General features: G+C 67.5%; 18 protein-coding genes, 1 other RNA gene and 1 pseudogene. 8 read left to right on the forward strand and 12 right to left on the reverse strand.

The window, feature by feature from the left end; genetic code table 11:
* The first annotated feature begins 92 nt into the window (after nt 1–92).
* The gene (locus ABQU90_RS22220; RefSeq protein WP_323523271.1) at nt 93–1,613 is read left to right on the forward strand and encodes a tryptophan halogenase family protein; all 1,521 of its coding nucleotides are present in this window, start codon (nt 93–95) and stop codon (nt 1,611–1,613) included.
* A gap of 502 nt (nt 1,614–2,115) precedes the next feature.
* Here the strand turns inward: ABQU90_RS22220 and ABQU90_RS22225 are convergent.
* The 3 genes from ABQU90_RS22225 to ABQU90_RS22235 all read right to left on the reverse strand — a co-directional run bounded on the left by ABQU90_RS22225 (nt 2,116) and on the right by ABQU90_RS22235 (nt 4,684).
* Nucleotides 2,116–2,712 carry a hypothetical protein gene (locus tag ABQU90_RS22225; protein ID WP_153066078.1) on the reverse strand — a complete coding sequence of 199 codons (597 nt, stop codon included), beginning with the start codon at nt 2,710–2,712 and terminating at the stop codon, nt 2,116–2,118.
* A gap of 278 nt (nt 2,713–2,990) precedes the next feature.
* Nucleotides 2,991–3,722, reverse strand: coding sequence for an orotidine-5'-phosphate decarboxylase (gene pyrF / locus ABQU90_RS22230; protein WP_104616995.1), 732 nt, complete (start codon nt 3,720–3,722; stop codon nt 2,991–2,993).
* The gene (locus tag ABQU90_RS22235) at nt 3,719–4,684 is read right to left on the reverse strand and encodes a 5'-nucleotidase, lipoprotein e(P4) family (RefSeq protein WP_323523270.1); all 966 of its coding nucleotides are present in this window, start codon (nt 4,682–4,684) and stop codon (nt 3,719–3,721) included. Before ABQU90_RS22235 ends, pyrF begins: the two co-directional genes overlap by 4 nt.
* Before the next feature lie 308 nt (nt 4,685–4,992).
* Here ABQU90_RS22235 and ABQU90_RS22240 point away from each other — a divergent pair, with 308 nt between their 5' ends.
* On the forward strand, nt 4,993–5,649 hold the full coding sequence (locus ABQU90_RS22240; protein ID WP_055854651.1) for a YceH family protein: 657 nt from the start codon (nt 4,993–4,995) through the stop codon (nt 5,647–5,649).
* A gap of 25 nt (nt 5,650–5,674) precedes the next feature.
* Nucleotides 5,675–5,851: pseudogene (locus ABQU90_RS22245) on the forward strand (hypothetical protein); the annotation flags it as partial.
* A 134-nt stretch (nt 5,852–5,985) separates the two neighbouring features.
* Here ABQU90_RS22245 and ABQU90_RS22250 read toward each other — a convergent pair.
* Genes ABQU90_RS22250 through ABQU90_RS22270 form a run of 5 tightly spaced genes read right to left on the reverse strand, consistent with a single transcriptional unit; the run spans nt 5,986 to nt 11,075 of the window.
* A complete protein-coding gene (locus ABQU90_RS22250; RefSeq protein WP_323523269.1) occupies nt 5,986–6,837 on the reverse strand; it encodes an STM4011 family radical SAM protein in 852 nt (283 codons plus the stop codon).
* 7 nt (nt 6,838–6,844) lie between these two features.
* A complete protein-coding gene (locus tag ABQU90_RS22255; protein WP_323523268.1) occupies nt 6,845–8,206 on the reverse strand; it encodes an STM4012 family radical SAM protein in 1,362 nt (453 codons plus the stop codon).
* Nucleotides 8,203–9,021, reverse strand: coding sequence for an STM4013/SEN3800 family hydrolase (locus ABQU90_RS22260; protein WP_323523267.1), 819 nt, complete (start codon nt 9,019–9,021; stop codon nt 8,203–8,205). Before ABQU90_RS22260 ends, ABQU90_RS22255 begins: the two co-directional genes overlap by 4 nt.
* On the reverse strand, nt 9,014–10,144 hold the full coding sequence (locus ABQU90_RS22265) for an STM4014 family protein (RefSeq protein WP_323523323.1): 1,131 nt from the start codon (nt 10,142–10,144) through the stop codon (nt 9,014–9,016). Before ABQU90_RS22265 ends, ABQU90_RS22260 begins: the two co-directional genes overlap by 8 nt.
* A 19-nt stretch (nt 10,145–10,163) precedes the next feature.
* Nucleotides 10,164–11,075, reverse strand: a complete 912-nt coding sequence (locus ABQU90_RS22270) for an STM4015 family protein (protein WP_104616989.1) — start codon at nt 11,073–11,075, stop codon at nt 10,164–10,166.
* 151 nt (nt 11,076–11,226) lie between these two features.
* On the opposite strand from ABQU90_RS22270, the gene ABQU90_RS22275 reads away from it, so the two are divergent.
* The 5 genes from ABQU90_RS22275 to ABQU90_RS22295 all read left to right on the forward strand — a co-directional run bounded on the left by ABQU90_RS22275 (nt 11,227) and on the right by ABQU90_RS22295 (nt 17,675).
* The gene (locus tag ABQU90_RS22275) at nt 11,227–12,345 is read left to right on the forward strand and encodes an AAA family ATPase (RefSeq protein ID WP_323523266.1); all 1,119 of its coding nucleotides are present in this window, start codon (nt 11,227–11,229) and stop codon (nt 12,343–12,345) included.
* On the forward strand, nt 12,342–12,755 hold the full coding sequence (locus tag ABQU90_RS22280; protein WP_323523265.1) for a bpX5 domain-containing protein: 414 nt from the start codon (nt 12,342–12,344) through the stop codon (nt 12,753–12,755). The genes ABQU90_RS22275 and ABQU90_RS22280 overlap by 4 nt, the downstream gene beginning before the upstream one ends.
* Nucleotides 12,752–14,599, forward strand: coding sequence for a hypothetical protein (locus tag ABQU90_RS22285; protein ID WP_323523264.1), 1,848 nt, complete (start codon nt 12,752–12,754; stop codon nt 14,597–14,599). Before ABQU90_RS22280 ends, ABQU90_RS22285 begins: the two co-directional genes overlap by 4 nt.
* On the forward strand, nt 14,592–17,309 hold the full coding sequence (locus ABQU90_RS22290; RefSeq protein WP_323523263.1) for a bpX6 domain-containing protein: 2,718 nt from the start codon (nt 14,592–14,594) through the stop codon (nt 17,307–17,309). The genes ABQU90_RS22285 and ABQU90_RS22290 overlap by 8 nt, the downstream gene beginning before the upstream one ends.
* 290 nt (nt 17,310–17,599) lie before the next feature.
* Nucleotides 17,600–17,675, forward strand: a non-coding RNA gene (locus ABQU90_RS22295) — sX9 sRNA.
* 35 nt (nt 17,676–17,710) lie between these two features.
* Here ABQU90_RS22295 and ABQU90_RS22300 read toward each other — a convergent pair.
* The 4 genes from ABQU90_RS22300 to ABQU90_RS22315 all read right to left on the reverse strand — a co-directional run bounded on the left by ABQU90_RS22300 (nt 17,711) and on the right by ABQU90_RS22315 (nt 21,744).
* Nucleotides 17,711–18,736 (reverse strand): DUF4272 domain-containing protein, encoded by a 1,026-nt coding sequence (locus tag ABQU90_RS22300; RefSeq protein ID WP_323523262.1) that lies wholly within the window; start codon nt 18,734–18,736, stop codon nt 17,711–17,713.
* A 10-nt stretch (nt 18,737–18,746) separates the two neighbouring features.
* Nucleotides 18,747–19,325, reverse strand: a complete 579-nt coding sequence (locus ABQU90_RS22305; RefSeq protein ID WP_407078799.1) for a GNAT family N-acetyltransferase — start codon at nt 19,323–19,325, stop codon at nt 18,747–18,749.
* Between the two features lie 91 nt (nt 19,326–19,416).
* Nucleotides 19,417–19,560, reverse strand: a complete 144-nt coding sequence (locus tag ABQU90_RS22310) for a hypothetical protein (protein WP_323523261.1) — start codon at nt 19,558–19,560, stop codon at nt 19,417–19,419.
* A gap of 207 nt (nt 19,561–19,767) precedes the next feature.
* On the reverse strand, nt 19,768–21,744 hold the full coding sequence (locus ABQU90_RS22315) for a UvrD-helicase domain-containing protein (protein ID WP_055854615.1): 1,977 nt from the start codon (nt 21,742–21,744) through the stop codon (nt 19,768–19,770).
* Between the last annotated feature and the right edge of the window lie 14 nt (nt 21,745–21,758).

Consider the following 21,758-nt stretch of genomic DNA (forward strand, 5'->3'; position numbering starts at 1 on the left):
ACACGCGTGCGGCTGCGCGCGTGTGGTCTTCGCAACGGGGCCAGCTGGCCCCGTTCGTTTGTCCGTCCTCTCTCGATCAGGAACGTGCAGGCATGATCCCCGCTCCACTTCGCAACATCGTCATCGTCGGTGGCGGCACCGCCGGCTGGATGGCGGCCGCCGCCCTCGCGCGCGTGCTTGGCCCCACCTTCAACGTGCAGCTGATCGAGTCCGAGCAGCTCGGCACCGTGGGTGTCGGCGAAGCCACCGTGCCGCACATCAAGGCCTTCAATAACCTGCTCGGCATCGATGAGGCCGAGTTCGTGCGCCAGACCCAGGGCAGCTTCAAACTGGGGATCGAATTCGTCGACTGGCAACGCCCGGGCAGCGCGTATATCCATGGTTTCGGCACACAGATCGGCCATCCGCTCGGGCTGCTGCCATTCCATCAATACTGGATCAGGCAACAGCTACGCGGCAAAGCGCAGCCGTTGGGCGCGTACACGCTCAATACCGTGGCCGCCGCGCGCGGCAAGTTCATGACCTCGGCCGGCGATGTACCGGCCACCTCGCCGCTGGCCAACATCGCCTACGCGTATCACTTCGATGCCTCGCTGTACGCGCGCTTCTTGCGCGGGTTTGCCGAAGCGCGCGGTGTGCGCCGCATCGAAGGCATGGTGGAGCAGGTGCAACTGCACCCCGAGTCGGGCCATGTGGTGTCGTTGCAACTGGCGTCCGGCCAGGTCATCGCCGGCGACCTGTTTATCGATTGCTCGGGCTTTCGCGGCCTGTTGATCGAAGACGCGTTGCACACCGGCTACCACGACTTCACCCACTGGCTGCCGTGCGATCGCGCGCTGGCCGTGCCCTGCGAAAAGATCGGCCCGCCCACGCCGTACACGCGCTGCACCGCGCGCGCAGCAGGCTGGCAATGGCGTATCCCGCTGCAGCACCGCACCGGCAACGGCTACGTGTATTCCAGCGCGCACATCAGCGACGACGAAGCCGCGGCCAGCTTGCTCGCCAACCTGGATGGCACGCCCTTGGGCGACCCGCGCCCGCTGCGCTTCACCACCGGCCGGCGCAAGCAGTGCTGGAACCGCAATGTGGTCGCGCTGGGCCTGGCCAGCGGTTTTCTGGAACCGCTGGAATCCACCAGCATCCATCTGATCCAGTCCGGTATTTCCAAGTTGCTGGAGCTGTTCCCGCGGCAAGGCATCAGCCCGGTGCTGGTGCAGCGCTACAACGACCGGCTGGCGTTCGAGTTCGACCGCATCCGCGATTTCCTGCTGCTGCACTACCACGCCACCGAGCGCGACGACAGCGCGTTCTGGCGGCACTGCCGGACCATGCCGATCACCCCCGAGTTGCAGGCCACGCTGGACCTGTTCCGTGACAGCGGGCGGTTCTATCGCAATGCCGAAGAGATGTTCGCCGAGATCAGCTGGGTGCAGGTGATGGTGGGCCAGGGCATCCTGCCGACCGGCTACCACCCGCTGGTGGACCAGGTGCCGGACACCGACGCCGAAGGCTTCCTGGCCAGCGTGGCGCAGACCATCAGCCACTGCGTGGACGTCATGCCGACCCACCAGCAGTTCATCGACCGCTATTGCAAGGCCGCGCCGGTGCTGTGAGCGCCCGCCGGTGCAGCGATCGGTACCGGGCGAGCGCCTCACGCCCTTGGCGAGGCAATGCCGGAGTCGCGTGCGATCGTGCCGAAGACGCCGCCCCCAGCACGGTGCGCAGTCGGGTGGCAGCGGCGCATCTGCGCCGGGCGTCGGCCAAAAAAAAGGATCGGGCACAAGGCCCGATCCCTTCGAAAACCGGGACAAGCCCGGTGGACAATGAGTGGCAAAGCTTCCGACTGACATCGGACGCGGCATGCTAACCAGACTTTAACGTTAAAGCAACACTTCAAGAGTCTTGGTCTAAGCTCTTGATTATTCAGCCGCTACGGCGATAGCGGCTTCGTTAAACAAGCCTGGGAAACGGCGTGCGAACTCTTGACTGCACTGGGCAACGTATTGCGCACTCACCTGCTTGACCGTCGCGTAGTCCATCGCTTGCCAGTCGGCGAAGGATCATTCGATGGGTGCAGGATTGCAGCGTTGGGTGACCAGAGGTAGGACATGGTCATCATTCTTTTGAGCTGGCGGGGCAGCTGGGTAACGCAGCAGCGATGGCACGGCGTTCGGTCGTACCGTCGCGACGCGTGGTCAGCGCATACACATCGAGCCGACAGCGGCCTGCACCGAAGTCCAGATGTGCTTCGTAATCAACGCCCGATTCCGGCACGAAGCTGCGCGTCGTTACACAGGTCGGCCCATGTCCGATGGGGCTGTTACAGACCATCCGATAGCCAGGCGGCGCCTTGGGGCATGTCGGACTGGCCACCGCACCGGCGCTGAATCCCACCACCATCGGTTCACCTGCCCGCACGGCGAGTTCCAGTGGGTGTTTGGGTGTGTCGCTCAGGCGTGGCATGCCCAAATCTTGACCACCAAACACGAGCGCGCGAGCGGCGCGGCCGAATCCCGGAACATTGGCGCGATCGCATGTGGTCCCTGGGTAGATCACAGTGTTGCCATCGTCGCCGACGATGCGCAGGCGCGTTCGTTGTCCGTCGGTAGGTTCGTCGTAGCGGAACAACTCCGGAACGTTGGCGACGAGAGAACAGCCGCCAATACCAGTCAAAAGCAGCGCCGCAATGAGCGGCCGGAAAAGATCTCGCATGACACATTATCCGAAGCCGGTGTCCCGTATCGGCAGCGTCCGGCAACGTTAGTTGCTACGGCCACACCGTCCTTGGCGGATATGGCGCAGACACTAGCGCACATCGACATCCATGCAGACGATGGTCACCGTCTAGGTCGCCTGCTAATACAGATTCAGGCTTTCACGCAATCCTCACCAGCGGGCTACGCCTTACCCTGCGTGGGTGATTCCCCCACGCCAAGCGCGCGGCCGATGAGGCGGCGTGTCTTGCGTCATTGCAAACAACTAGGTGTGCCTTACTCGCGAGATCGCACTACTGCCATCGCAATCTCGGCCTGGATAGCGGCAGCCGCCGCTGCCGGGTCGGCGGCCAGGCGGATCGGCCGGCCGACGACAATCGCATCGGCGCCATCGGTGAAGGCCTGCGCCACGCCCACGGTGCGTTGCTGGTCGTCGCCAACCGGGCCGCCCGGACGGATGCCGGGGCAGACGATCGAAAAGGCCGGGCCGGTGGCGCGGCGGATCGGGCCGGCTTCCTGGCCGGAAGCGATCACGCCGTCGATGCCGGCGGCCTGGGCGGCCAGCGCGCGCTCCACCACTACGTCCACCGGTTCGCGGTCGATGCCCATGGCGGCAAGGTCCGGGCGCCCCATCGAGGTCAGCACGGTCACTGCCAGCAGGCGCATGTCGCCCTGGTTGGCCTCGGCGGCGGCCTGCAGCATGCCGGCGTGCCAGCCGTGCACGGTGCAATAGCTCACCGGCCATTGTGACAGGCGGCGGATGGTGCCGGCCACGGTGGCGGGGATGTCGAAGAACTTCAGGTCGACGAACACGCGCTTGTTGCGCTTGGCCAAGGCATCGAGCACATGGAAGTACTCGCCCGACGCCAGCAGCTCCATGCCGATCTTGTAGAACGCCACCGAGTCGCCCAACCGGTCGACCCAGGCGATCGCCTCGTCATGGCTGGGCACGTCCAACGCGAAGATCAGCCGCTCGTGCGCGGCCAGCGGCAAGGGGGGACGGCTCATCGTGCAAGCTCCAGTGCGGCGCGCTTGGCGTCGTGGCGGGTCTGCCAGGGTTGGGAATAATCGTTGTTGAACTGCGCCGGCTCCCAGCCGCCATAGCTGGGATTGGGCAGCATCCACCAGCGCTCGCCGAACCAGTCGTGGTACTGCTGCAGCAACGCGCCGCGCGCCTGGCTGGTGTTGGCGGTCACCTGTACGAAGTCGCCCAGCTGGTCGCCGAACTGCATCAGCACGCGGTAGGTCTGCCCGGCCAACTGACGACGGCAGTTCTTCTCGCTGCCGTTCTGCTCGCAGCCTTGCACCACCGTGCCCAGGCCGAGAAACACGCTGTCGTCGGCCACTGGCAGGCCGGCGCTACGCAGGTTGGCCAGGGTGGCGTCCTTGAGGTGCACGGCGCGGTTGGAGATGTAGATCAGAGTGATGCCGCGCGCATTGGCGGCCTTGGCGAAGTCCACTACGCCGGGGATCGGCCTGGCCTTCTTCTCGGCCACCCACTGGTCCCAGCTCAATTCGTCGTACTCCTTGCCATCGCGCAGCAGGCGCGCCTGGTAGGGCGAGTTGTCCAGCACGGTCTCGTCCACGTCCAGCACCACCGCCGGCTTCAGGCCGGTGGCGGCATTGCCGCGTTCTTCCGGCACCAGCGCATCCCAGTTGGGCTGTTTGAGCGCGACATCGAGCTTGTCCGCCGCAGCGCGGTAGGTCTGCTCGGCCACCGCACGGTATTCCTCCGAGCGCTGCATCCACAGCACCGCGTTGAGGTTGTCGTCGCCGGCTGGTGCGGTGTTGGCAGTTGGCGCGGAGGCCTGTTTCGCCGCAGCGGCACTGGCGGCCGCGTTGGCCGACACGGCAGCGGCTTGCGCACGCTGGCCCATCTCCTCTTGGCCGGGCTTGCAGGCGCTCAAGGCCAGCGCGGTGCAGGCGAGCAAGGACAACGGTGCGTAAAGCGAGGGGCGCATGGCATCCACCAGAACAGGAGCGGTAATGAAGAGCGCGATTTTAGCGGGTTCGCGCCGCACCGCTCGCCGCTGCCGAAGGCGCTGCATTCGAGAGTCGCAAAGGCACACCGCCGCTGGCCTGGTCGATCCGGGTTTTCGGTGCGACGGCCGGTGGCCGGATGGCGGCGCTGGTTGCGTGCCCGCGCGCGCCAGCTGCCGGCTCCGGCGCCGCAATGGCATGTCCATGCCGACGCGCCACGCTGCACGATCGCACGAGCCGAAGAACGCCGATGCCGGATCGGCATATCCTTGCGGGCTGATCGCCCCTGGAGCCACCCATGACAGAGACCTCGCCACCGCCCGTCCTCGATGCCGCTCAGGCCCGCGTGCTTGGTTGCCTGATCGAAAAGGAAGCGACCACCCCGGACGCTTATCCGCTTACCGTCAACGCCGCACAGGTGGCCGCCAACCAGAAGACCGCGCGCGAGCCGGTGCTGAACCTGCAGACCGGCGTAGTGCATCACGCGCTGCGCCAGTTGGAAACGCTGGGACTGGTGCGCCAGCAGTTCTCCTCGCGTGCAGAACGTTACGAACACCGGCTGGGCAGCGTGCTGGATCTGACGCGCCAGCAAGTGGCCCTGATCGGCCTGCTGCTGTTGCGCGGCCCGCAGACCCTGGGCGAGCTGTTCGCGCGCAGCGAGCGGCTGGCGCGCTTCAACGATACCGACGACGTGCGCCATCACCTGGACCGGCTGATCCAGCGCAGCCTGGCGGTACAACTGCCGCGCGCCAGCGGCCAGCGCGAAGAGCGCTATGCGCACCTGCTCAGTGGCGAGCTGGATCTCGACGCGCTGCAGGCCGCCGCCGCAACGCGCGAAAGCACGCCACGCGGCGCCGACACCGCCGCCCTGGAAGCGCGGGTGCAGAGTCTGGAAGAGCAGCTGCAGGAACTGCGCGAGCAGGTGACCGAGCTGCGTACCCGCTTGGGCGAGTAAACGCGGGGATTGAAGCGACTGCGCAGCCGCGTCGTGGGTGGCGTGCTGCTTCCAGAACAACCGCCGCATGAGCCGCGCCGGTCTGATCCGGCTGGGTCGCACGGTGTACCCGTTCCTGCAGGCCGAGCTGTTTTTGCCGTGGAGCGAAGACCGTTTTGCCGAACGCATCGAACAGACCATCGACATGTTCGTGCGCGAAGGCCAGGGCGCACGCCGCAGTCTTCGGGGCGGCGTCACGTGCGCACTCCGCTTCCGTCGCGCATCCACTCCGCCGTAGCACGCGCGTCGGGGGCTATCAGCCGCTCCGGGGCGAATCACCGGTCTGCAGTGGCCGGCTCACGCCGTCGCCGGCACCCGTTCCAGCACGCCGCCTGCATAGTCGGCCTGGAACGGCAGGTCCGGCCGATGCGCATAGCCGATGAAGCAATCGCATCGCGCATTGGGGCAGCTGCGGGCACGCAGCTGCGCTGCGAAACTGCCGTCGTAGAGATTGCCCAGCGGCGTATCGACGAAGTGGCAGCGCCGCACGGTGCCGTCGCCATCCACCGACAACACCGATTCGCCAGTCAGGCAGGGCGCGCCGAAGCTGGGCGGCGGGGTCAGGTTGTAGCCGAAATGCGGATCGATCCGGCTCAAGCGCTGTACCTGCTCGGGCGTGTAGTAATCGGGCGGACGCGGATCGAAGGCGTTGAGCCACATCGGCGTGGTGTCCGGCAAGGCCGCACGTAGCGCTTCGATCTCGTCCATGTGCGCGTGCGCGGCGACCATGCCCACGCTGTGGCGCACGCCGCGGTCGCGCAACGCCTGGCAGCGCCGCAGGAAGGCCGCACGCGTCACCTGGCTGGGATGGTAGGTGCACCACAACGCCAGGCGGTCGAGATTGGCAGCGTCGAGCCAGCGCATGCCCGTGCACAGGTTGGTCTGGATCGCCACGCGGCGTAGCTGCGGCAGCTGGCTCAGCTGCACCATCGCCTCGCGGTAGTGTCGCCGCACCAGGCCCTCGCCCCAGGGCGTGAACAGGATCGACAACGGCCGCGTCTGCGCCTGTGCCCAGCCGACAAACCGCGCCAGATCCTGCGCGTCGCGACGCAGCGCGGCGGGGCTGTCGTAGGTCTTGGCGAACGGGCAGTAATCGCAGGCGTAATTGCAGCTGCTCAGCCGGCCGCGATAGAGCAATGACAGATGCATCGGCCGCCTACCCGACCTGGTACCGCTGCATGCGCTCGACAATCGGCGCCGAGGTCAGCCACGGGCCAATGGTGTCGGCCCGCTCCATGCCTGCGGCGGTGAGCGCCAGCAACGCTCCGTGCCGCTGCGCCAGCCCTAACGCCAGCAACTCCTGCAGCTGTGGCAAAGACTCCAGGCAATCGCGGCCAAAGCGCTGACGGAACTCATCGCAGTCCAGCCCCGGAAACACCAACAACGACTGGATCGCATGCCGCCGCATGGCATCGTCGGCATCCAGCGCAATGCCGTAGTCGGCGCAGGCGAAACTGGCCGGATCGCGCGCCAGATAGTGTTCGAGAATCTCCGCCACCGAGCGCCGGCTGACCCCGTATTCGCTGGAGTAATGCAGGCCGGCGGTATACGAGCGCGCGCCGCAGCCGATGCCCACCATGCCATCGCTCTGGCAGCAGTACACCGGCGCGTCGCTATCGCGCGCATGCGGGGCGCGGAACATGCGCATCGACACCTGCGTGTAGCCGGCCGCCAGCAGATGGTCGCGGCCGGCGCGGTACAGCACCAGGCGCTCGTCCAGCGGCTCGGGTTGCAGCACAAAGCTGCGTCGCCCGCCCGCCTTGGCCTCGATCCGGCCCAGGCCGGTCATCGGACGCACGTACAGCGGATACAGATACAGTTCTTCGGGCGCATGCTGCAGTGCGCTGTCGATGGAGGCCAGGAAACTGTCCACGGTCTGCCCGGCGATGCCGTAGATCAGATCCAGATTCAGCGTTGGAATGTCCTGGGCGCGAATGATGGCGATCGCCCGCTCCACCGTATCGCGCTGCTGCGGCCGCACCAATGCGCTCACTTCGGCGGCGCTGAAACTCTGGATGCCCATGCTGACCCGATCGATGCCGGCCTGCCGGCAGACCCGCAGCCGCTCGGCATCGACGGTTTCCGGCGACACCTCGATGCCGGCCGGAATGGTGTCCAGCGCAATCGTCGCGTGGCGGTCCACCATGTCGAACACGCGCTGCAGCTGCGCCGGATCCAGATAGCTCGGCGTGCCGCCGCCCATCGCAAAGCGCACGAAGCGGTGCGTGCCCAACGCCTGCACGGTGGCGCGCAGTTGCTGCTCCATCTGCGTCAGATACGCCTCCACCTGCGCCGGCGCCGGCCGCGCCAATGCGAACAGATTGCAGAACCCGCAGCGGTACGAGCAGAACGGAATATGCAGGTAGAGAAACAGCGCCTGCCGGGGCTCGTCGGCCCAGACCTGCGACAACGGCACGGCCGGCTGCAGCGGCCGGTAGCTGGTCTTGTGCGGATACGAGTACGAATAGGCCTGATACGGCGGCTGGCGCAGCAATTCGGCCAACGAAGGCAGGCTCATGGGATCACCAGGAAATGGGCATAAGGCACGGTCATCACCACCTCGTGGGCCAGGCGATGGCCATGGTAGCCATCCTCGCCGTAGGCAGTGCCGTGATCGGAACAGACGATGGCAAACGCACCGCCGCGCGCGCGCAGTGCGGCAAACAACGGCGCCAGCGCGGCATCCACATAGCGCAGCGCGGCGCAGTGGCTATCGAGGTCGTCGCGCACCGCGCCGGGCAGGTAATGGCAATTGGGCTGATGCATGGCCGAGACGTTGATGAACAGAAAACAGCGGGTATCGCGCAGCGCGGGGTCGCCCAGGCGTGCGCAGGCCAGCGCGACCTGGCGCTCGGTCGAATCGGCGGCGGTGACGCCAAACTCCGGCGACCAGTGGCTTTCGCGGAACAGGCCGGGCAACTGTGCGCCCAGCGCGTTGCGCTTGTTGAAGAAACCGGTGCCGCCGATGCACAGCGTGTGGTACCCGCAGCGCGCCAGGCCATCGACGATAGTGCCGCTGTCGGCGAACACCTGGGTCTGCGCGACGATGGTTTCGCTGCCATCGAAGGCCAGCGCAAACAGACGCGGATGCGGGCCCTGCCGCGCGGGAGTCGGCAAAAAGCCCGCGAAAAACGCCATGTGCGCCGCATACGTAAAGCTGCCCGGTGTGTGCCGCCGCTCCCAGCCGTCGGCCGGCAGATACGGCGCCAGCACCGGCAGTTCGCCCCGCGCAAAACAGCGCTGCGCAGCGTCGTAGCGCAGCGTATCCAAGGTGATCAGCACGATGTCGTGCGCACCGACAATGGCGCGCATGTCCGGCAGCAGTTCAGCCATGCAGCAGGCCCTCCGGGCGCGTGTCGACGGTCATGCCGGCAGCGGCGGCGATGGCGCCGAGTGCCGCCTGATCTTCGTAGGTGGTGCGTCCCTGCCAGCGCAGCTGCGGCAGCAGATCGCCAAAGCCGTTGGCCTCCAGCACATGGCAGCGCCCGGCGCGCTGGATCAGGTCGAAACCGATCATGCGACAGTCGGCAAACGCGCTGGCCGCCTGCGCCACGGTGCTGGCCACCGCCGCATCCACGTCGGCGCTCTGCCAGGCCTGCGCCGGCAGACGCCAGTTACCCAGGTGCAGATTGGTCAACGGGCCGCGGCTGGCACGCGCCACGCGTTGCCGCGCCACGCCGTCGAACGCGACCACGCGCAGGTCGTAGTGATAACCGGGCAGGCCGGGCGCGCGCGGTTTGGGAATCCACTGTTCCAGGTAAGCGCCCTGCGCGGCGATCGCATCGACCAGCGGCGCGATCTCGTCGGTGCGGGTATAGCGGCGCTGGCGCAAGGCGTTGAACACGCGCACCTGGCCGTCCTGCACCACCAGCTCGGCCGAACCGCTGGCGATCTGGCGTCCATCGCGATGCCAGCGATACGCCAGCACGCCCGCGCCGGACGAGCCGTAGCGCGGCTTGAGAAATGCCTGGGTGCAGCCGCTGGCCTGCAAGCATTCGCGCAGGCCGGCGTAGCTGTCGATCGTACCCAGCAGGGCCGGCACGCTGACCCCTGCCGCGGCCAAGCGCTGCTGGCAGCCAAGTTTGTCGGTCATTGCCAGCAGGTCCGCCGGTGGATTGAGATAGCGCGCCGCCGGCAAGGTTGCGAGCAGGTCTGCAAACCCGGCATGCCACAGGTGCTGATGCGCCAGTTCGCCATGCGCCAATGGCGCAGGTGCCGGCCCTGGCTGTCCAAGGCAATGCCAACCACGCACGATCAGCGCTTGATGCAACGCCGGCGCTTCGCCCGGCGATTCCAGCTTGACCAGCGCGGCCGGATGCCGCGCCAGCCAGTCCTGCAACGGCGCGGCGGTGTCCAGCAGCTGCAGATAGTCGAACACCGTCGCCGCGGGCTGCCCCTGCGCCTGCAATGCCTGCTGCAGGGCGGCGATCCTGCGGCTGCCTCGCGGTCCCACCAACACCCAATGCGCGCTCACGTCATTCGGAGACAGCGACGTAGCGCTCGTCTTCGTCTTCCTCTTCGTGCTCTTCCAGGATCACCGTGGCCGGCAGCGTCGCCAGACGGGCCTGCCAGTCGGCAGAAATGTAGTGGTGGCTCAGATCGATCCGCTGCAGCTGGCCCAGCTGCGTGCTTTCGACCAGGGCTCGCGCCCCGACATCGCCGATGGTGCCCAGCGACAGGTCCAGCGTGTCCAGGCTGCCCAACCACGGCTGGGTGGCCAGCCAGGTCGCCAGTTCGTCGGTGTTGGCCGCGTTGCGCAGGCCCAGATAGCGCAGACGCTCCGGGCCGATGGCTGCCAGCAGCCGCTGGTAGGTGCCCAGATCGCCGTCGTAGCCGTAGTCCTCCACACCCAGCCACAGCTCCAGGTGCTGCAGCGCCGGCAGCGTGGAGTCGGCGATCGCCTGCACGATGGCAGACGGCAGCCCACCGCATTCGATCGCCAGTTCCTGCAGCTGCGTGTGCGTGAACGGGGTCAGCACCAATTTGGACGACCCGCGCACACGCAGCGACTGCAGCGCCGGAAATGCGGCCAGCAGCGGGGTGTAGTCGGTCTGGATAATCCACGACACCTCGCAGTCCTCGCAGACCATGTCGCCGACGAACAGCGCGCGCAGCGCGGTCAGTTCGTCGCGGCGTTCGATCAGCCGCTGCAGATAGCCGCTGGGGCCTTCCTCGTAGGATTCGCGCCACGGGCCGATGATCAATGCCTGGATGCTGGCCGGGTCGACCTGCGCCAGCAGGGTGTCGAGCAACTCCGCCTGGCTGCCTTCGCTTTCGTACTCCTGCCGCAGCCGGTACACCACGTCGCCGCCGCTGGCGGGCTGGTCCACACTGAAGTCCACCACGCGCTTGCCGCGATAGAATTCCGAATACTCGCCGATCGTCATTGCATTGCCTCCCTGGCTCGGTGAGGTCACAGGATAACCGCACGGTCATGGCAACCTCGTTAATGCCATGCGCCACCGTTCCATTGCCCGTTCCACAGGCGGTCACCGGTGCCTGCACCGCGCCGCACGTTTTGTTCGAAGGACCGATCGCATGCATGCCCATCCCGCCGCCGCGCGCATTCGCGCCACCGTCCAGGCCGCCACCACCGGATTGATCGAGCGCGATCAGCTGGCCGAATTGATCGTGCTCGCTGCAGTGGCGCAGGAACATCTGCTGATCATCGGCCCGCCGGGCACCGCCAAGAGCGCAGTGGTGCGGCGCGTCGCCGCCGCACTGGGCGGCCGCTATTTCGAATATCTACTCGGCCGCTTCACCGAACCGGCTGAATTATTCGGCCCGGTGGACCTGCGCAAACTGCGCGAGGGCAGCGTGCAGATCGATGTGACCGGGATGTTGCCCGAAGCGGACATCGCCTTCCTCGACGAAGTCTTCCTGGGTTCCACCGCCATCCTCAACACCTTGCTCGGGCTGCTCAACGAACGCCGCTTCCGGCGTGGCCAGACCGACCTGCATTGCCCGTTGCGCCTGTGCGTGGGCGCGGCCAACGCGCTGCCGGAAGACGACGCGCTGGCAGCCTTCAGCGACCGCTTCCTGCTGCATCTGTTCGTCGACCCGGTGGCAGACCATCAACTCGAAGCGCTGCTGGCCGGCGGATGGCAGGCCGAGCGTGCGCCGCTGCAGCCTGTGGCCGGGCTGGCCGATCTGGACCTGCTGTGCGAACAGGCACGTGCAGTGGACATGGATGGCGCGCGCACGGCGCTCGCCGCAGCGATCCGGACATTGCGCGGCGCAGGCGTGCAGCTGTCGGACCGTCGCCTGGTCAAGACCCAGCGGCTGATCGCCGCCGCCTGCGTGCTGGCCGGACGCACCCAGGCCAGCGAGGCCGATCTGTGGCCGCTGTTCTACGTGCTGCCCACGCGCGCGCAGCAAGCCAGCGCACAGGACCTGCTGCGCGGCACCCTGGCCGCCGCGGCGAATCCCACCCTGCGCGCGGCCGTCGAACAAGCCGCCCTGCAACCGCTCTCGCGCACTGCGCGGCTGGTGGAGGCGGCCCAGTCTTGCCTGCAGGATCAGCACAATCCGGCCCTACACACCATGGCCGAAGCCTTGCTGCGCGAGATCGATGCCAACTTCACGGCCACCTCGCTGCCGGCCGAGCTGGCCCACGAACGCACGCGCCTGATCGAGCAGATCGGCAGCGGCGCGTGACCTGGTCGTGGCAGGACGAGCCGCTGCCGGTCGCCCCGCAAGGAGTGATCGGCGTGGGCGAGGCCGCACGCGCGTTGCTGGCGGCATGGGCGCGCTTGCCCGACGGCGCGGGTTTGCTGGTCACCGCCACCGCGCAGGCGTTGCTGATGACCGGCCCTGCGCCGCAGCTGCCCTGGGCCAACGGCGTGCAGTACGTGGCACCGCGCGCGGACGCCGCTGGCCTGTGGTTGCCCACCGCCGAACGCCCCGCGCTTCCGCTGGAACTGCTGGAGCGTGCGCTGCGCCGCCAACACGGGCCGCAGCCGCTGTTGCTGCTGCGATCACCTGCGCTGGTGCTGCCGCTGCATGGGTTGTTGCCGGCGCGTGCCGAGGTCGTGGCGCAGATCCGTCAGCGCTGGGAGGCCGCGTGAGCGCCGCGCTGCAGGTGCCCGCCCCGCTCCAGGCCTGGCGGCTGTGGCTGGACTGGTTCGACCCGGAAATCGCCTCCCAGCTCGGCACCTGGTTGTTGCGTCTGGACCCCTTGCTCGGCCGCGACAGCCTGCGCCGCCGCGATGGCGACAGCGAACCGGACGGCATCGACGACCTGCGTCGGCGCGGCAGCTACGACCACCTGCTGCTGAGCGAGTGGGCACTGGCCGACGCACTGCCGGAGGAATTCCTGCGCCGCGCCGCGCATGCCGAGCACCTGTTCCTGGTGCCCCGCATGCAGACCCGCGCGCGCGATGCGCGTCTGGTGGCGATCTTCGATGCCGGTCCGGCGCAATGGGGCGCGCCGCGTCTGGCACAGATCGCGTTGTGGATCCTGCTGGCACGCCGTGCGCAGGCCGCCAATGCGCGCTTTGTCTGGGGTCTGGCGCATCTGCCCGGCGACCTGCACGACGCCGACAGCCCTGCCCGGCTGCAACAGCTGCTGCAGGGCCGCACCTTCGAGGCGACCGGCCCGCAGCACGCGCAGGCCTGGGCCACGCAGTGGGCAAGCGCGACCCCGACCACCAGCGAGTGCTGGTGGATCGGCGCGCAACCGGTGCGCATGGCGCCGTTCCACCACCAGGTCAGCATCGTGCCTGCGGCCGATGCGCATCTGCAGGTGGTGCTGCAAACGCGCCACGGCACCCGCAGCAGCCTGTTGCCGGTGCCTGCCAGCATGGCCGCCAGGCAGCTGCTGCTTGGGCACTTCACCGACACGCAACGCCCCGCCCAAGCCGACACCGCAAACCACGTGGTCAAAGGCAAGTTTTCGCTGCGCCACGCGCCGCTGTTCAGCCCGGACGGCAGCCATGTGGCGCTGCTGCTGGCAGACGGCTACCGCAGCGCGATGGTGAAGGTGCAGCCCGCCGACATCCCCAAACGGGCGGCGCCGCGCTACCACCAATGGGCGCAGGGCGGTCAGCCGCTGTGCCTGACGGCGCAGAACAAGCACGTGGGCGGCATCGTCGCTTTCGGGGAGCAGGCCGCGTTCTGGAATCTCGATGGCATGCACGGCTCCATCGAAGCCGGCGGGCAGAGCCTCTGCCCCGCACCCGGCCAGGTGCGGCTGCGTCCATGCGTGTGGCTCAACAGCGGCGGCAAGCCACAGCGGTTCCTGCTGTGGGACCAGCACGGCCGGCTGATGACCTGGACGCGCGATACCAACCAGCGGCAGCGGGTTGCGCAAGGCAGCGAGCTCGCAGGGCAGGTGGTGGCGCTGGCGCAAGGCGATGCCGAACACGCGGTCTACGCCACCCATGTCGCTGGCGAACTGCGGGTGCTGCGCCTGCATCGCAACGGCAAGCAGGACCTCATCCTGCAGCTGGCGCTGGGGTCGCGCCCGCCGGTCGTGTTGCTGCGCAACCTGGTCCAGGAGGACCAGTGGCGTGGCGCCATCGCCCTCGAACTGGCAAGCCGTCAGGCCGGCGGGGACCGCTCGCTGGCTTACCGGGTGCTGCACGGGGGCCCGGCCGACGGCTTTCAGGAATTCGAGGCGATCGTGGCGTCCGGCGACCGACCGATCGGCCTGATCGGCGACCCGGACGCGCCGCAGCACAGCCTGCTGCTGGTGCTGCGGGCCGATCGTCGCGCGCTGCTCGCCATCGGGGCCAGCGGCCGGCGGACACTGCATCGCGCCGCCAGCGAGATCAGCGCCGCGGCAGTGTCCAGCGATGGCGCGCGGGTCGCACTGGTGACCCTGCAGGGGCAGGCGTGGATCTTGGGCGATGGCGGGCTGACCCCGTTGATGGTCGTGCAAGGCCAGGCCGAGCAACCCGGCCATGACTAGCCCGGCGCGCGCGGACAATGCGGGCAGCAGCGTGCGCTACCCGCTGTGGCACGGCAGCCAGATGGTGTCGGCGTTGTGGTTCTCGGCAGCGTGGCTCAGCCCGGAACAACGCCTGGCCAGGCTTATCTGCGCCTGGCAACCGGGTAGCCGTGCGCTGCGCTTTGCCGACGGCGATGTGCTGTGCTTCGCCGCGCCGCGTGCGTTGGTCTGCGAGCAGGCGCCCGGCCTGGCGCTGTGCCAGGTGCACGGCGGCCTGTTCTCGGGCGCGTTGACTGCCGCCGAGGCAGCGCAGTTTCCCCCGGCCGATATCGGCCTGGTCCATGGCGCCCAGGTGATCGCCTTGCAGTGGCAACACGCGGTGGCGCTGGATCCTTCCGAGGCGATCGACGTGTCTGGCTACCCGCTGCACATGCCCTACGACTGCAGCCCGAGCGAGCCACCGCTGCAGGTGGACCGGCTGCGCGGCAAACCGCTGCGGCAATTGCTGGGCAATGCCGTCCCGCCAGCCAGCGCCGAGCGCGATGCATTCCTGCACGCGCTGAAGACGCAGCGCCCTGCCGTGCAGAACACCACGCTGTGGCAACGCCTGCTGACGCGCGCTCAGCGCACCTTGAGCCGCGAGCACGCACCGGCATCGAACGGATCCGCAGCGTCTGGCGCCGGCACCGCCACCGGGCAGAACACAACCGTGCCGGCACGCCGTGGCGCTGCATCGGTATCGGCCTGGCGCACGCGGCTGGCCCGCGCACTGGTTGCCTCACGGATGGCCAGCCTGGTCGGACGTCATCAGGGCGCCTACATGCGCCGGATGCTGCGCCAGTTCGAAAACGGCGATCTGGACGAAGCCTTGCGCAACGCGCTGCCGCTAGATGGCCTGGGCGAATCCTTGGGGCAGGCGTTCGGGGTGCCACAGCGGCGCAGCGACCTGAGTCTGTCGCGCACGCGCGGCGCCGGCACCAGCATCGGCCTGGGCGAAGAGCTGCAGGCGCATCTGCGCGCGACCTATCGCAGCGCCTTCGCGCGGCTGGACCGCGAGGGCCAGATCGATCGTGCGGTGTTCGTGCTGGCCGAATTGCTCAATGCGCGCCAGGAAGCGCTCGACTATCTGGTCAAGCACGCCCGTTACAAACAGGCCGCGGAGCTGGCGCTAGGCTGGGACATGTCGGCGGCGATGATCATCCGGCTGCTGATGCTGGCCGGCGACCACGCGCGTGCGGTACAGGTCGCGCGCCGCGATGGCGCCTTTGCCGCCGCAATCCAGCTGCTGCACGGCACCGACCGCGCACTGGCCGACGCGTTGCGGCTGGACTGGGGCCAGGCGCTGGTGCAGGCCGGCGACTGGCTGGCCGCCGTGGACGCGGTGTGGCCGTTGCACAACGCGCGCCACCAGGCCGCGCAGTGGCTGCTGGCTGCAGAACAGGCCGGCAGCACGCTGCACGCACGCGCGCTGGTCAAGCGCGCGCAGCTGTTGCAGGACACGCTGGAACACTACGCAGACCGCATCGCCGCGCTTGCAGACCCCACTGCCGATCCCGCACCGCGCAGCGACCTGGCAGCCGCGCTGCTGGTGGATGCTGCCCCCAACCGCTCGCTGCAACAGCTGGCGCGGCAGCTGTTGCCGGCGATTGCCGCCGATCATGCGTTCGCCCGCAACAGCCTGTCCGTCGGCGATCTGACCACGCTGCTGAAACTGGCCAAGGACCCCCTGCTCAGCGCCGATATTCCAGCCTTCAAACCACACGTCGCGGCCAGCCAATCCAGGCTTTGGGATGGCGCCCCCCCGCTACGACTGCAGGCACCGCAGGCCGGCCTGGCGGCCATCCACGATGTAGCTGCACTCCCGGGTCGCCGCTATCTGCTGGCCTTGGGCGAAGCTGGCGCGGCGGTGGTGGACGCGCACGGGCGCCTGCTGCGGCGCTACCCGGCGCCTGCCTTTGGCGTGGTCATCGCCGACAGCGGGCAGGTCGCCCTGGCAATCGCACCCCGTGAGCGCGTGTCCACCGTGCATCGGCTGGATTTGATCACCCATGCGGTGCGCGACCTTGGCCAGCTCGCACTGCAGTACGCCGCGCCCAGCTACAGCGGAATCGGCTGGAGCATCGTGGTCGACAACCGGCTGCTGGTGGTCGATACCGACAAGGATCTGCACAGCGTGCTGTGGCATGTCGGCGACCTGCCCGGCCCGGTGATTGCGGCGGGATTCTTCAGCGATTGCGAGGTGTATCTGGTGCAAGCCGGCGAGCACCTGGAGGACTGGACCTACAGCCTGCCCGCGCGACGCCTCAAAGCGCGCGATCCCCTGCGCGTGGACCCGCAAGCGCCGGTGCTCGCGCATCGGCTCGGCAGCGCACAGCAAACGGAGGTGCGCACCGATCCCAATGGCGACAGTTACCTGCACTACCAGCACATCGGCAGCGCCCGTCAGTGCCGATTGAACGAACACAGTGCCGCATTCGGCGCGCCGGATGGATCGAGCGTGGTGGCGCTTGAAGCGGGATTCCTGGTTGGCCTGCATTGGCCGCACGGCTCGCGCTATCTGGTGGTGCGCCACCATGACGGTGGCATCGTTGCGTCGCTGGACTGGCCTGCGGGCAGCACGGTCAAGGTGCGCGAGCAGTCCGGCCATCTGCTGTTCCATGACGCGCACGGCCGCTTGCTGGATCTGCAGACCGACCGCTCGCTGACCCACGCCATGTCCTTCCTCGGCTAGGGAAGGTCCGAACAACGCGCGGCATGACGGGGGAACCTGGGATGTCGCTCAAACACGGCGGCCTTCCCTGCTGAACATCAAGCGCTTGCGCGTAGCGAAGATGGCCAGCGGTGTCGATCGAAACCACACGGACGCGTTGTTCGGCGCCTGCCATGGCGTGTGAGAACCACACGCCATGGCAGGCGCGACGCCACAACGCCATGCGGATGCATCCCTTGAGGGACGCTTAGAGCAGCTAACAAAACTACTGTGCAGCCGCCAGGCGGGCGCGGCCGGTGCTCGGAATCCTCATGTACCACCCGTACACTCCGGTTCCTCCGCGCCGTCCACACCCACCTGACGACTGCTCGCTACGTTTTGTTAGCCGCTCTTAGCCCCGACGTGATCGGTGCGCGCTCCGCTCAGGTCGGCGTATCCACCTCGTCCCAGTCCGCATCTTCGAAGTGCAGCAGCCAGTTGAGCGCGTAATGGCGCTCGTACACCACGCCGGGCACGATGCCGGCCGGCGGTGCCTGCTGGGTGTGACCGGCCTGACGCACGGCCCAGTGCAGGCGCAGATGCAGGTCCAATGCATCCAGCAATTCGGGCAGCGGCCGCAGCGTGAGCGCAGGCGCCTGCGCATGCTCCAGCGCGCGCTGCGCGGCCAGCGGCACGTCGCACAGGGCGGTCGGCTGCGACAAGCTGTCGGCCAGGCCCAGCGCCCACTGCAACACGGCCAGGCTTTCGTAACGCCAGCCAAAATTGGCCAGCATCTGTGCTTCTGGGTGCGCCTCGGCGAAGAAAGCGTGCTCCTGCGGCGACAGCGCAGCCGTCACGCCGGGCAAGCGCGTCTCCACCTCCTCCAACGCCGGTGGTGCATCGCCGGCGGCCAGCATCTCCGCACGCAAGGCCACCGCAAACAACGCCAGCATCCGTTGCGTCACCGCCGTCGCCTCGCGCACCCGCGCTTCGCCCCCGCCGGCCACCGGCGGCAAGCTCGGCGGTACGCGGATGCCCTGTGCGCTCAGCTGCGCCAGATGATGCGCTCGCCGCTCGAGCGCGTCCGGCGGGTACGGCACCTGCGCTTTGTCATCGAGCGCCGGCTCGCCCTGGCTGATCAGCACCCGCCCCTGCGGGTCGCGCACGCTGCCGTCGGCCAGAAAACACACCGCATTGGCCTGCTCGGCCCACTGCGCCAGATCGCCAAACGCGCTGTCGTCGACCTGGAAGCTGAAGTGCTGCCGCACCCGCTGCACATGCCGCATCAGGTGATACCGCGACTGGGTCATTTGCCCGTCGCCCGCCTGATTCACGTAGCCGACAAAGCCATGCAGATGGTTGGCCAGTTCCGGGTCGGCATGGTCGCGATGCTGCACAGCGTCGTGGGGCAGAAAGTCCGGCCAGCGCGGTTCGCGCAAGGTGGAATAGGCATTGACCAGCAGCGGCATACGGGTGTCCTTATGCAGTCGGAGGCAGGCCGGCAGGGTGCCGCACACCTGGGGTGCTGTCCATGTCGGTGGAGGCGAGGTCGATCGTGTAATACGCCAGCGCGTCGGTGCCGGGACTCAACACCCGCAGGCCTTCGCGGTGCAGCCCCAGCGCTTCCAGCGCGCGAATGGAAGCGGCGTTGTCCGGCGACACGATCGCGCACAGCTGGGTCAGCCCCAGCCCATCGCGTGCGTAATCCAGCACCGCACGCCCGGCTTCGCGCACATAGCCCTTGCCGCGATAGGCCGGCAACAGTGCAAAGCCGAGATGCGGCACCGGCAAGGTGTCGCGGCACAACAAACCCAACGTCCCCATGAAGGTGGACCCGTCACGCGTCTCCAGCGCCCAATGCGCAAACCCGTACATGTCGTGATGCGCCTGCGCCCACTCGCGCAGATGCGCGCTCGCCTGCTCGCGGGTACGGATGCCGCGGTCGTTGATGCCGGCGATAAAGCCGGGGTCGTTGACCAGCGTCAATATCGCATCGGCATCGCGCTCGGGATCGAGCGTGCGCAAGCGCAAGCGCGGGGTTTCGATCACGACAGTCACGGCGCACTCCTGCAGCGGGGAAAACCAGACTGCCGTGCGGGTGTGCCGCTGGCAAGCCTCAGCGCGCGCTACAGCCAGGTGGGACCGGCAATCATCCAGCAGACGATCCGCGCCGTGCATGCACGCGCCGCCAGCCTGGCACGTCGAAGTCGATGTCGATGTCGATGTCGATGTCGACATCAATGTCGACGGTCACAATCCATTCCGCGCGCAGCAAACGCCAGGCTTTCGACAACTGGTCACTGCCGCGCCGCGATGCAATGCGGCAGTGTGCGGATCCGTACAGCAGCCACTCTCACGCGTATTGAAGCGCATGACACGCCTGGAACGGTCGGCACACCGCCGCCAATACGCTGGCGCGTGCCAGACCGAGGTGCCAAACGCTAACCACGCACCGGCCGCGCCCACCCGACGACGAGCGCGGTGGCTTGATCAGCCGCGGCTAATCGAACAACGCCTGGATCGCTGCCAGCCCGGCGCTGGCGCGCTCTTTTTTGCGCTCGGCATCGGCCACCGGGTCGGCACCATCGCGCTGCAGTTCTTCGGCAGGAATCTCATCGAAGAACCGGCTCGGCTTGAGCCGCACATGCTCGCCAAACTTGCGCGTCAGCTTGCTGTGACTCATCCACAGCTGCTCCTTGGCGCGGGTGATGCCCACATACAGCAGCCGGCGCTCTTCCTGCAGATTGCCTTCTTCCAGGCTCACTTCGTGCGGCAGCACACCGTCTTCGCAGCCGACGATAAACACATAGCGGAATTCCAGACCCTTGGACGCATGCATGGTCATCATGCGCACCTGGTTGCCGCCGTCGTCCTTGTCGTTGCGCGACAACAGCGCCAGCTGCGCGGCCAGATCGCTGGCGCTCGCGCCACGTGGGCCGCCTTCGAACCACTCGGCCAACTCGTCCAGGTTGCGCTTGCGGCGTTGGAAGCCGGTTTCGTCCTTGGATTGATTGCGCAGGTCGTTGAGCAGGCCAGATTTGTCGGCCAGCGTACGCACCAATTCGCCGGCCGGCATGGTCGCCGAGTGCTCGCGCATGTCGCGCAGAATATCGGTAAAGGCACTCAGGCCATTGGCCGCGCGCGGCGGCAGGTGCTGCAATGCGCCCATCGATTCGGCTGCGCGCGACATCGGCACCGACTTCGCACTGGCCAGCTCGGCCAACCGCGCCAGCGAGGTCGCCCCCACTTCGCGCTTGGGCGATTGCACCGCGCGCAAAAACGCCGCGTCATCCTCGGGGTTGACGATCAGGCGCAGCCAGGACAGCACGTCCTTGACCTCCTGCCGCTCCAGAAACGCGGTGCCGCCGGTGAGGTGATACGGCACCCGCAGCAGCTGCATGGCTTTTTCCAGCGGCCGCGACTGAAAATTACCGCGAAACAGAATGCAGAAATCGCTCCACGGCACCTGCTTGGCGGTGCCCAGAAACGAAATTTCGGCCGCGACCTTTTCGGCCTCGTGCTCGCTGTCGCGGCATTCCCACACGCGGATACGTTCGCCGTCGGCCTGGTCGCTCCACAGCGTCTTCAAATGCTCGTGCGGGTTGTGCGCGATCAGCGCATTGGCCGCGCGCAACACGCGATTGGAGCAGCGATAATTCTGCTCCAGCTTGATGATTTCCAGCGCCGGGTAATCGCGCCCCATCTGCTGCAGGTTTTCCGGATTGGCGCCGCGCCAGGCGTAGATGCTCTGGTCATCGTCGCCCACGCAGGTGAAGTTGCCGCGCGGCCCGGCCAGCATCTTCAACAGCCGGTACTGGGCATCGTTGGTGTCCTGGCACTCGTCCACCAGCAGGTAGCCGATGCGCTCGCGCCAGCCCATCACGATCTCTTCGTTGGCTTCCAGGATCTGCACCGGCAGGCGGATCAGATCGTCGAAGTCCACCGCATTGAAGGTGGTCAGTCGCGCTTGGTAGCGCTCGTACAGGCTGGCGGCTTCCTTCTCGCGGTTGCTGCGCGCAGCGGCCATCGCCTGTTCCGGCGACAAGCCGGCATTCTTGGCGCGCGAGATCAGGTTCTTGGCATCTTCGATCGCATCGGGCTTGGCGCCATGCATCAGGTCCTTGATCTGCGCGGCGGCATCGTCGGAATCGAAGATCGAAAAACCGCGCTTCAAACCGGCCGCGGCGTGCTCGATCTGCAGGAACTTCAGCCCCAGCGCATGGAAGGTGCAGATGGTCAGGCCATCGGCGCCATCGCCGCGAATGCGCTTGGCCACACGCTCGCGCATTTCCTTGGCCGACTTGTTGGTGAAGGTGATCGCGGCGATGCGCTTGGCCGGATAGCGGCCGATCGCGATCAGATGCGCGATCTTTTCCACGATCACGCGCGTCTTGCCGCTGCCGGCACCGGCCAGCACCAACAAGGGACCTTCGCAGTGCAGCACCGCGGCGCTTTGCGGGGGATTGAGACCGTGCATAGAGGCTTCCGACA

The sequence above is a fragment of the Xanthomonas sp. WHRI 10207 genome (assembly GCF_040202975.1).
Lineage (GTDB): Bacteria > Pseudomonadota > Gammaproteobacteria > Xanthomonadales > Xanthomonadaceae > Xanthomonas.

Excerpts from the sequence above, each read along its gene's own strand:
- ABQU90_RS22220 (WP_323523271.1), top strand. The coding sequence starts at position 93 with ATGATCCCCGCTCCACTTCGCAACATCGTCATCGTCGGTGGCGGCACC.
- ABQU90_RS22225 (WP_153066078.1), bottom strand. The coding sequence starts at position 2,712 with ATGCGAGATCTTTTCCGGCCGCTCATTGCGGCGCTGCTTTTGACTGGT.
- pyrF (WP_104616995.1), bottom strand. The coding sequence starts at position 3,722 with ATGAGCCGTCCCCCCTTGCCGCTGGCCGCGCACGAGCGGCTGATCTTC.
- ABQU90_RS22240 (WP_055854651.1), top strand. The coding sequence starts at position 4,993 with ATGACAGAGACCTCGCCACCGCCCGTCCTCGATGCCGCTCAGGCCCGC.
- ABQU90_RS22250 (WP_323523269.1), bottom strand. The coding sequence starts at position 6,837 with ATGCATCTGTCATTGCTCTATCGCGGCCGGCTGAGCAGCTGCAATTAC.
- ABQU90_RS22255 (WP_323523268.1), bottom strand. The coding sequence starts at position 8,206 with ATGAGCCTGCCTTCGTTGGCCGAATTGCTGCGCCAGCCGCCGTATCAG.
- ABQU90_RS22260 (WP_323523267.1), bottom strand. The coding sequence starts at position 9,021 with ATGGCTGAACTGCTGCCGGACATGCGCGCCATTGTCGGTGCGCACGAC.
- ABQU90_RS22270 (WP_104616989.1), bottom strand. The coding sequence starts at position 11,075 with ATGACGATCGGCGAGTATTCGGAATTCTATCGCGGCAAGCGCGTGGTG.
- ABQU90_RS22275 (WP_323523266.1), top strand. The coding sequence starts at position 11,227 with ATGCATGCCCATCCCGCCGCCGCGCGCATTCGCGCCACCGTCCAGGCC.
- ABQU90_RS22290 (WP_323523263.1), top strand. The coding sequence starts at position 14,592 with ATGACTAGCCCGGCGCGCGCGGACAATGCGGGCAGCAGCGTGCGCTAC.
- ABQU90_RS22300 (WP_323523262.1), bottom strand. The coding sequence starts at position 18,736 with ATGCCGCTGCTGGTCAATGCCTATTCCACCTTGCGCGAACCGCGCTGG.
- ABQU90_RS22315 (WP_055854615.1), bottom strand. The coding sequence starts at position 21,744 with ATGCACGGTCTCAATCCCCCGCAAAGCGCCGCGGTGCTGCACTGCGAA.